The 9336-nt window shown below is 70.0% G+C and carries 10 protein-coding genes; 9 read left to right on the plus strand and 1 reads right to left on the minus strand.

Annotated features, from left to right (window positions below; all coding sequences use genetic code 11):
• Window positions 1–262 precede the first annotated feature (262 nt).
• A complete protein-coding gene (locus AB0C15_RS32410) occupies window positions 263–1228 on the minus strand; it encodes a COX15/CtaA family protein (RefSeq protein ID WP_357358545.1) in 966 nt (321 codons plus the stop codon).
• 161 nt (window positions 1229–1389) lie between these two features.
• On the opposite strand from AB0C15_RS32410, the gene AB0C15_RS32415 reads away from it, so the two are divergent.
• From AB0C15_RS32415 to AB0C15_RS32455, 9 genes are all read left to right on the plus strand, one after another.
• Window positions 1390–2127 carry an HTH domain-containing protein gene (locus AB0C15_RS32415; protein WP_357358564.1) on the plus strand — a complete coding sequence of 246 codons (738 nt, stop codon included), beginning with the start codon at window positions 1390–1392 and terminating at the stop codon, window positions 2125–2127.
• Window positions 2124–3554, plus strand: a complete 1431-nt coding sequence (gene sufB / locus AB0C15_RS32420; protein WP_145779864.1) for a Fe-S cluster assembly protein SufB — start codon at window positions 2124–2126, stop codon at window positions 3552–3554. Before AB0C15_RS32415 ends, sufB begins: the two co-directional genes overlap by 4 nt.
• Window positions 3555–3651: 97 nt before the next feature.
• Window positions 3652–4851, plus strand: a complete 1200-nt coding sequence (gene sufD, locus AB0C15_RS32425) for a Fe-S cluster assembly protein SufD (RefSeq protein WP_357358548.1) — start codon at window positions 3652–3654, stop codon at window positions 4849–4851.
• Window positions 4851–5177, plus strand: coding sequence for a non-heme iron oxygenase ferredoxin subunit (locus AB0C15_RS32430; RefSeq protein ID WP_357358550.1), 327 nt, complete (start codon window positions 4851–4853; stop codon window positions 5175–5177). The genes sufD and AB0C15_RS32430 overlap by 1 nt, the downstream gene beginning before the upstream one ends.
• On the plus strand, window positions 5177–5950 hold the full coding sequence (sufC, locus tag AB0C15_RS32435; protein ID WP_357358552.1) for a Fe-S cluster assembly ATPase SufC: 774 nt from the start codon (window positions 5177–5179) through the stop codon (window positions 5948–5950). Before AB0C15_RS32430 ends, sufC begins: the two co-directional genes overlap by 1 nt.
• Before the next feature lie 20 nt (window positions 5951–5970).
• A complete protein-coding gene (locus AB0C15_RS32440) occupies window positions 5971–7275 on the plus strand; it encodes a cysteine desulfurase (RefSeq protein ID WP_357358554.1) in 1305 nt (434 codons plus the stop codon).
• A gap of 45 nt (window positions 7276–7320) precedes the next feature.
• Window positions 7321–7794 (plus strand): Fe-S cluster assembly sulfur transfer protein SufU, encoded by a 474-nt coding sequence (gene sufU, locus AB0C15_RS32445; protein WP_357358557.1) that lies wholly within the window; start codon window positions 7321–7323, stop codon window positions 7792–7794.
• Between the two features lie 118 nt (window positions 7795–7912).
• A complete protein-coding gene (locus AB0C15_RS32450) occupies window positions 7913–8377 on the plus strand; it encodes a metal-sulfur cluster assembly factor (RefSeq protein WP_357358559.1) in 465 nt (154 codons plus the stop codon).
• Window positions 8378–8576: 199 nt separating this feature from the next.
• Window positions 8577–9176 carry a TIGR03086 family metal-binding protein gene (locus tag AB0C15_RS32455; protein ID WP_357358562.1) on the plus strand — a complete coding sequence of 200 codons (600 nt, stop codon included), beginning with the start codon at window positions 8577–8579 and terminating at the stop codon, window positions 9174–9176.
• Window positions 9177–9336: the final 160 nt, after the last annotated feature.

The raw sequence follows: 9336 nt of genomic DNA on the forward strand, positions 1-9336 counted from the left end.
GGGTGTGGGGGGGGGGGGGGGGGGCGGGGGGCGGGGGGGGGGGGGCGGGGGGCGCGGGGCGCGGGGCGCGGGGCGCGGGGCGCGGGGCGCGGGGCGCGGGGCGCGGCGAGCGGAGCGCGGCGAGCGGAGAGCGGGCGCCACGGCACGGGGGCGCCACGGCACGGGGGCGCCACGGCACGGAGGCACCAAGGCCGGGACCCGAAGGTGCGGGGGCGCTGCACACAGAGGCGCGGGGCGGCCAGGTGATCTGGCGGCCGGGGCGTCAGGCGGTGGCCGGGACCGGGGTGGCGGTGTCGGTGGGTGCGGCCTGGGGGGCCGGTGTGACCGGACGGCGTTCCCGGGTGGACCACTGCACCGACAGGGCGGCCAGCAGCACCAGGCAGGACCCGAGCATGTGCGTGCCGACCAGGAGTGCCGGTAGGTGGGTGAAGTACTGCACGAAGCCGATCACGCCCTGCCCCAGTTCCACGGCGACCAGGATGATCGCCGCGCGGGTGGCCCGCTGCGCGCCGACGGCGCGGAACGCGAAGATCAGCGCCACCGACAGCCCGATCAGCAGGAAGACCCCGTCGGCGTGCACTTGGGAGATCGTCTCCGGGTCCAGTCCGTTGCGGGCCGCGCCGTGGTCGCCGGCGTGGGGGCCGCTGCCGGTGACCCAGGTGCCGACGACCAGCACGGCGGCGGTGACGCCGGTGGTGACCCGGGCCAGTGTGCGCAGCGGCGTGGGCGCCACGGCCTCGACCGGGCCGTCGGGGTCGACGATGCGCCGCCAGAGGGCGTACGCGGCGGCGATCACCGCCATCGAGGCGAGGAAGTGCAGCCCGACGACCCACGGGTTGAGGTTGGTGAGCACGGTGATGCCACCGAGTACCGCCTGGGCGGGGATGCCCAGGAAGACCACCACGGCCAGTGCGAGGAGCCCGGGTCGGCGGGGCCGGTGCAGCAGTACGGCCAGCACCGTGGCCAGCGCGATCAGACCCACCGCGAAGGTCAGCATCCGGTTGCCGAACTCGATGACGCCGTACACGCCCATCTCCGGCGTGGTGACGTAGGAATCGTCGGTGCACCGGGGCCAGGTGGGGCAGCCGAGGCCCGAGGCGGTCAGTCGGACGGCCCCGCCGGTGACGACGATGCCCACGTTCGCGATGATCGAGGCGAGCGCGAGGCGGCGCAGCAGGGTGCCGGAGACCGGACGGACGATTCGGTTCACGGCGCAAATCCTACGCACCGTAGTGATCGAGGTTCGTCCGACTCCGTCGGTGCGGTGTTTGGGATCACCGGGGCCCGGGTTTGCGACCCTCCGGGTAATTACGTAACGTTGGCGTTGTGAAAAACGCGGCGGCGCTCTCCGGGCACCAACCGACGGTCGTGCCGGCCGTCGGTGCGCCGGTGTCCGCGCCGGCTGTGCCCACGTTGCCCGGCCTCGCCGGGTCGGCGGCGGCGGAGGTCTCCACCCGGGATCGGGTCACCCAGTTGCTGCTGGAGCAGGGTGCCACCACTGCCGCGCAGCTTGGCGCGTCGCTCGGGCTCAGTCCCGCGGCGATCCGCCGGCACCTGGACGCGATGCTCGCGGACGGTGACGTGTACGCCCGCGAGCAGCCCGTGCAGGGCAGTCGCGGTCGGGGCCGTCCGGCGAAGGTGTTCCTGCTGACCGAGGCCGCCCGGGTTCGCTGTGGCACACACCACTACGACAACATGGCCACCGCCGCGCTGCGGTGGATCGCCCGCAGTGGCGGATCGGACGCGGTCGAGGCGTTCGCCGCCGAGCAGGTGTCAGCTCTCGAGTCCCGTTGTCGGACGGCCATGGAGGATGCCGGCGACGACCCCCTCGCCCGAGCCGAGGCACTCGCCGCCGCGCTCACCGGCGAGGGTTACGCTGCCAATGCGACCACGATCGCCTCCGGCGGCCAGCTCTGTCAGCACCACTGCCCGGTGGCGCACGTGGCCGCCGAGTTTCCTCAGCTGTGCGAGGCCGAGACCGCGGTCATCTCCCGTCTGGTCGGCACCCACGTGCAGCGTCTGGCCACCATCGCGCACGGCGACGGGGTGTGCACCACGCACATCCCGACCCAGCCGGGCCGCGCTCAATCCGGTAATCCCGTAACCACTGTGAGGACAGATAGATGACCGAGCAGATCGTCCAGCCCCTGACCCAGGAAGAGCAGCTCGCCGCCCTGGGCCGGTACGAGTACGGCTGGTCCGACCCGGACGCCGCCGGGGCGACTGCCCAGCGCGGCATCAACGAGGCGGTGGTTCGGGACATCTCGGCCAAGAAGAACGAGCCGGAGTGGATGCTCGACCTGCGGCTGAAGGGCCTGCGGCTGTTCGGCCGTAAGCCGATGCCAGCGTGGGGCGCGGACCTCACCGGGATCGACTTCGACAACATCAAGTACTTCGTGCGGTCCACCGAGAAGCAGGCCACCAGCTGGGAGGACCTGCCCGAGGACATCAAGAACACGTACGACCGGCTGGGCATCCCGGAGGCGGAGAAGCAGCGGCTGGTCGCCGGTGTCGCGGCGCAGTACGAGTCGGAGGTCGTCTACCACAAGATCCGCGAGGACCTTGAGGAGCAGGGCGTCCTCTTCCTGGACACCGACACGGCGCTGCGCGAGCACGAGGACGTCTTCAAGGAGTACTTCGGCACGGTGATCCCGGTCGGCGACAACAAGTTCGCCGCGCTGAACACCTCCGTGTGGTCCGGCGGTTCGTTCATCTACGTGCCGAAGGGTGTGCACGTCGAGATCCCGCTGCAGGCCTACTTCCGGATCAACACGGAGAACATGGGCCAGTTCGAGCGGACGCTGATCATCGTCGACGAGGGTGCGTACGTGCACTACGTCGAGGGCTGCACCGCGCCGCTCTACTCCTCCGACTCGCTGCACAGCGCGGTCGTGGAGATCATCGTCAAGAAGAACGCGCGCTGCCGCTACACGACCATCCAGAACTGGTCGAACAACGTCTACAACCTGGTCACCAAGCGCGCCGTCTGCCACGAGGGCGCGACCATGGAGTGGGTCGACGGCAACATCGGCTCCAAGGTGACGATGAAGTACCCGGCGGTCTACATGACCGGCGAGCACGCCAAGGGTGAGGTGCTCTCGGTGGCGATGGCCGGCGAGGGTCAGCACCAGGACGCCGGCGCCAAGATGGTGCACGCGGCCCCCCACACGAGCAGCACCATCGTGTCGAAGTCGATCGCCCGTGGCGGCGGCCGCACCTCGTACCGGGGTCTGGTGCAGGTGCTGGAGGGTTCGCACCACAGCCGGAGCACGGTCAAGTGCGACGCCCTGCTCGTCGACACCATCTCCCGCTCGGACACCTACCCGTACGTCGACATCCGCGAGGACGACGTGTCGATGGGGCACGAGGCGACCGTCTCCAAGATCAGCGACGACCAGCTCTTCTACCTGATGAGCCGGGGCCTGAGCGAGGACGAGGCGATGGCCATGATCGTCCGTGGCTTCATCGAGCCGATCGCCAAGGAGCTTCCGATGGAGTACGCGCTGGAGCTCAACCGCCTGATCGAGCTTCAGATGGAGGGCGCGGTCGGCTGACGCCGCCTCCGCCCGGCCACGGTCGGACCCGGGCCCGGTACGCCGGGTCCGGTCCAGCCCGCTTCGACCCTCCGATTCATGACAGACCAAGGAAGAGATGACTACCCAGGCTTCCGCGCCGCCGCCCAGCACCAAGTCGCAGGCGCTGCGCTCGTACGACGTCGCCGACTTCCCGGCCCTCACCGGCCTGGAGGAGGATTGGCGTTTCACCCCGCTCAAGCGCCTCCGCGGCCTGACCGGCGACGGCTCCAGGTCGCTGCGTGCCGGCAGCCACGCCGAGCTGGAGTCGTCGGATGACTCGCCGGCCGCGACCGGCACGGTCCGGCACGAGTACGGTGACCTGCCCGAGGGCGTCGCCATCACCCGCATCGGCCGTGACGACGAGCGGGTCGGCAGCGTGCTGATCCCCGTCGACCGGGTCAGCGCGCTGGCCTACGGTGCCGCCGCCGACGCCCTGCTGCTGCGGGTCTCCCCGGACGTGGTGCTCGGCGAGGCGGTGCGTCTGCGGGTGGTCGGCGAGGGCGTCGAGCAGCCGTCCTTCGGGCACACCTTCGTCGAGGTGGGCCGGTTCGCCGAGGCGACTGTGGTTCTGGAGCACGTGGGTTCGGCCACCCTGGCCGACAACGTCGAGGTGGCCGTGGCCGACGGGGCGAAGCTGACCCTGGTCACGGTCGCCGACTGGGCCGACGACGCGGTCCAGGCCCAGCACCTGAAGATCAAGCTCGGTCGGGACGCTAAGGTCATCCACATCCAGGTGTCCCTGGGTGGCGACCTGGTCCGGCAGTTCACCAGCGTGGAATACACCGGGCGCGGTGGCGAGGCCGAGCTGTACGGCGTCTACTTCGCCGACTCCGGCCAGCACCTGGAGCACCGGCAGTTGGTCGACCACAACGTGCCGGACTGCCGCAGCTACGTCGGCTACCGGGGCGCGTTGCAGGGTGAGAGCGCGCACACCGTCTGGGTGGGCGACGTGCTGATCCAGGCCGAGGCGACCGGCACCGACACGTACGAGATCAACCGGAACCTGCTGCTCACCGACGGCGCGCGTGCTGACTCCGTACCCAATCTGGAGATCGAGACCGGCGAGATCGCCGGCGCCGGCCACGCCAGCGCGACCGGTCGCTTCGATGACGAACAGCTCTTCTACCTGATGGCCCGGGGCATTCCGGAGAGTGAGGCCCGCCGGCTGGTGGTCCGCGGCTTCTTCGCCGAGCTGATCAACAAGATCCCGGTCGAGTCGCTGCGCGAGAGCCTCGGCGACGCGATCGAGGCCCGGTTGACCAAGGCCGGGGCCTGATGATCCGGATCTGTTCCGCCGAGGACGTGCCGAAGGGCACCGCGATCAGCGCGGATGTCGACGGCACCCAGGTCGCCCTGGTGCACGGCGAGGACGGCGTCTTCTACGCCGCCTACGACGAGTGCTCGCACGCCGCCGTCGCCCTCTCCGAGGGTGAGGTCGACGGCTGCACGCTCGAGTGCTGGCTGCACGGGTCGCGCTTCGACCTGCGCACCGGCGAGCCGACCGGGCTGCCCGCCACCGAACCCGTCCCCGTCTACCCCGTCGAAGTCCGCGACGGCGACATCTACCTCAGCCTGACGCCGAGTAATGGAGTGACCCGATAATGAGCACCCTGGAGATCCGCGACCTGAAGGTGTCGGTCAAGCTGCCCGAGGGTGAGCTCAAGCCGATCCTGCATGGGGTAGACCTGGAGGTGAATTCCGGTCAAACCCACGCGATCATGGGCCCGAACGGCTCCGGCAAGTCCACTCTGGCGTACTCGATCGCCGGCCACCCCAAGTACGAGATCACCGGCGGCACGGTGACCCTCGACGGCGAGGACGTGCTGGCCATGACCGTCGACGAGCGCGCCCGCGCCGGCCTCTTCCTGGCCATGCAGTACCCGGTCGAGGTGCCCGGCGTCTCGGTGGCGAACTTCCTGCGGACCGCGAAGACCGCCATCGACGGTGAGGCACCGAAGCTGCGCACCTGGGGCGGCGAGCTGCGTGGCGCGATGGAGCGCCTCCAGATGGACCCGGCGTTCGCCCAGCGCAACGTCAACGAGGGCTTCTCCGGTGGTGAGAAGAAGCGGCACGAGATCGTCCAGCTGGAGCTGCTCAAGCCGAAGATCGCGATCCTCGACGAGACCGACTCCGGTCTCGACGTGGACGCGCTGCGGGTGGTCAGCGAGGGCGTCAACCGGGTCCGCGACACCGGCGACACCGGCGTGCTGCTGATCACCCACTACACCCGGATCCTGCGCTACATCAAGCCGGACTTCGTGCACGTCTTCGTGGCCGGCCGGATCGTCGAGCAGGGCGGCCCGGAGCTGGCCGACAAGCTCGAGGCCGAGGGCTACGAGCGGTACGCCGCCGGGGCCGGCACGGCCAAGGCCTGAGTGGGAGAGGCGCTGCCGAGATGACCAGCATCGCGATCCCCGAGGGGATGCCGCAGTACGACGACGTGCCGCGTTTCGACGTGGCCCGGGTGCGCGCCGACTTCCCGATCCTCGATCGGGAGATCAACGGGCACCCGCTGGTCTACCTCGACAGCGCCAACACCTCGCACAAACCCCGTCAGGTGCTCGACGTGCTCGACGAGCACTACGCGCGGCACAACGCCAACGTGTCGCGCTCGGTGCACACCCTGGGCACCGAGGCGACCGAGGCGTACGAGGGGGCGCGGGCGAAGGTCGCCGCGTTCATCAACGCGCCGAGCGTCGACGAGGTGGTGTTCACCAAGAACTCCACCGAGGCGATCAACATCGTGGCGTACGCCTTCTCGAACGCCTCACTGCGCCCGGACGCCGACAGTCGTTTCCGGCTCGGCCCGGGTGACGAGGTGGTGATCTCCGAGATGGAGCACCACTCGAACATCGTCCCGTGGCAGTTGCTCTGTGAGCGCACCGGCGCGACGCTGCGCTGGTTCCCGGTCACCGACCAGGGCCGGCTGGACGAGTCGGGCCTGGAGGACCTGGTCACCGAACGGACGAAGATCGTCTCGCTGGTGCACACGTCGAACATCCTCGGCACGGTCAACGCCACCTCCCGGATCACCGCCCGGGTGCGTGAGGTGGGCGCGCTGCTGCTGCTGGACTGCTCGCAGTCGGTGCCGCACCTGCCCATCGACGTGGTCGACCTGGACGCCGACTACATCGTCTTCACCGGGCACAAGATGTGCGGTCCGACCGGCATCGGTGTGCTCTGGGGTCGCGGTGAGCTGCTGGCCGCGATGCCGCCGGTGATGGGTGGCGGCTCGATGATCGAGACGGTCACCATGGCCCGCTCGACGTTCGCCGCGCCGCCGGCCCGGTTCGAGGCGGGCACCCCGCCGATCGCCGAGGCGGTCGCGCTCGGTGCGGCCGTGGACTACCTGACCGGCGTCGGGATGCGGGCCATCCAGTGGCACGAGAAGGAGCTGACGGCGTATGCGCTGGACGCGCTCGGCTCGGTGCCGGACCTGCGGATCTTCGGCCCGACCGTGCCGGTGGGCCGGGGTGGCACCATCTCGTTCGCACTCGGTGACGTGCACCCGCACGACGTGGGTCAGGTGCTCGACTCGCTCGGCGTGCAGGTGCGGGTCGGCCACCACTGTGCCAAGCCGGTGTGCAGCCGGTTCGGCGTCCCGGCCATGACCCGGGCCTCGTTCTACCTCTACACCACCACCGAGGAGATCGACGCTCTGGTGGCCGGTCTGGAGCAGGTGCGGAAGGTGTTCCGATGAGCCGGGCGACGCAGGAGCATGGCGAATCGACGGGAGTTCAGCCTGATGCAACTTGACTCTCTCTACCAGGAGATCATCCTGGACCACTACAAGCGTCCGCACGGGCGTGGCCTGCGCGACGCCGACGACCCGGGCGACCAGGTCGCGGAGGCGCACCACGTCAACCCCACCTGCGGTGACGAGGTCACCGTCCGGGTGGCCACCGATGGCACGGTGCTGCACGACATCTCGTACGACGGGATGGGCTGCTCGATCAGCCAGGCTTCGGCGAGCGTGCTGCACGAGTTGCTGCGCGGTCGGGCTGCCGGGGAAGCATTCGAGGTGCACGAGGCGTTCGTGGAGTTGATGTCCGGACGTGGCCAGGTCACGCCGGACGAGGACGTGCTCGGTGACGGGGTGGCTTTCGCGGGCGTTGCCCGATACCCCGCCCGGGTCAAGTGCGCGCTGCTGCCGTGGATGGCGTTCAAGGACGCCGCGGCACGCGCCGGTGTGGGCGTGAGCCCAGAGGTGAAGGCGTGACGGAGCGGATCGTTGGCGCCGCACCGCGCGCGGTAGCGGGGCGATGGCATGGGCGAGCGGACAATTGGTGCAGCGCAGTGCTGCCCGGTGGCGGCACTAAGCGAAGCGGAGTGATGGCATGAGCAGCGAGAACACGGCAACTGCGGCGACGCCGGAGGCCGGTGACGCCACTGCGGCGCCGCAGACCGAAGCCGCGACGACCGACGGTGCCGCGACGCCGGAGGCCGGCGACGCCGGTACCCCGGCGGGCGGCGTCAGCAAGGCGATGATCGCCGACATCGAGGAGGCGATGAAGGATGTCGTCGACCCGGAGCTCGGCATCAACGTGGTCGACCTGGGCCTCGTGTACGGCGTACACGTGGACGACGAGAACGTCGCCACCCTGGACATGACGCTGACCTCGGCGGCCTGCCCGCTGACCGACGTCATCGAGGACCAGACCCGGCAGGCGTTGACCACCGGCCCGGGTGGCGGCCTGGTCAACGACATCCGGATCAACTGGGTCTGGCTCCCGCCGTGGGGTCCGGACAAGATCACTGACGAGGGTCGTGACCAGCTCCGCTCCCTCGGCTTCAACGTCTGACCGATCCCGTTCTTCGAGCGCGGCACCCCGCCGGGGTGCCGCGCTCGTTGCTTTCTCACATTCGTCGACCTAATTTGTGGAACGGATCGTTCCGGTCTGTTAGGCTGATGACAGCAAACGGAGCGGAACATTCCGCTCTGAAGGCGAGCGGCGGCGCTCGTCTGACGGGATCGACGGAGGGGCCAGGACGATGGGCGAGATGGCAGCGGCGCAGTGGCGGATCGTGCTCGACGAGGCGCACAAGGCACTCCGGACGGCCGTCGAGGGGGTCCCGGCCGACGCCTGGGACCGATCCACCCCGTGCGACCAGTGGACGGTCACCCAGGTGCTCCAGCACGCGACAGGTGACCAGATCGCCTTCGCCTCGGCCATCGTCGGCGGTCCGGGGCCGACGGAGGACCCGTTCGCGCCCTCCGGCCAGATCGAGGGCGACAAGATGGTCGACCTGCGCGCCGCTCTCGACGCCTCCGCCCGCGCCTGGGCGAGTGTCGCCGACGACAACCCGCAGGTGCCCACGCCGCTACCCCAAGGCAAGTTGCCGGCTCACGTCGGAGCCGTCGCGTGCGCCCTCGACGCCGCGGTGCACGCCTGGGACATCGCGACGGCCACCGGTCAGCCGTCCCCGCTCGGCGACGACCTGGCCCGCCCCCTGCTGGTGGTCGCCCGGCAGATCGTCGAACCGCTGCGGAACTACGGCGCGTACGCCCCGGCGATCACCACCGGCCCGGAGGCCGACGAGGCCAGCGTCCTGCTCGCCTACCTCGGCCGCGACCCCCAGTGGTCCGCCGGGAAGCGCTGACCGGCTCTTCGAGGCCCGTTCAACCCCCTGATCGTGCTCGATCATCGATGTAGTGGTCTCGGCGAGCGGCGGTTTCAAGCGGCGGTTGCAACCAGGTGTTTGTGGAGTACCTCGGCTGGATTCTGCCAGTCGAGGGTTTGGCGTGGCCGTGCGTTGAGTT

Origin of the sequence: Micromonospora sp. NPDC048835, assembly GCF_040649995.1 — a bacterium.
Lineage (GTDB): Bacteria > Actinomycetota > Actinomycetes > Mycobacteriales > Micromonosporaceae > Micromonospora.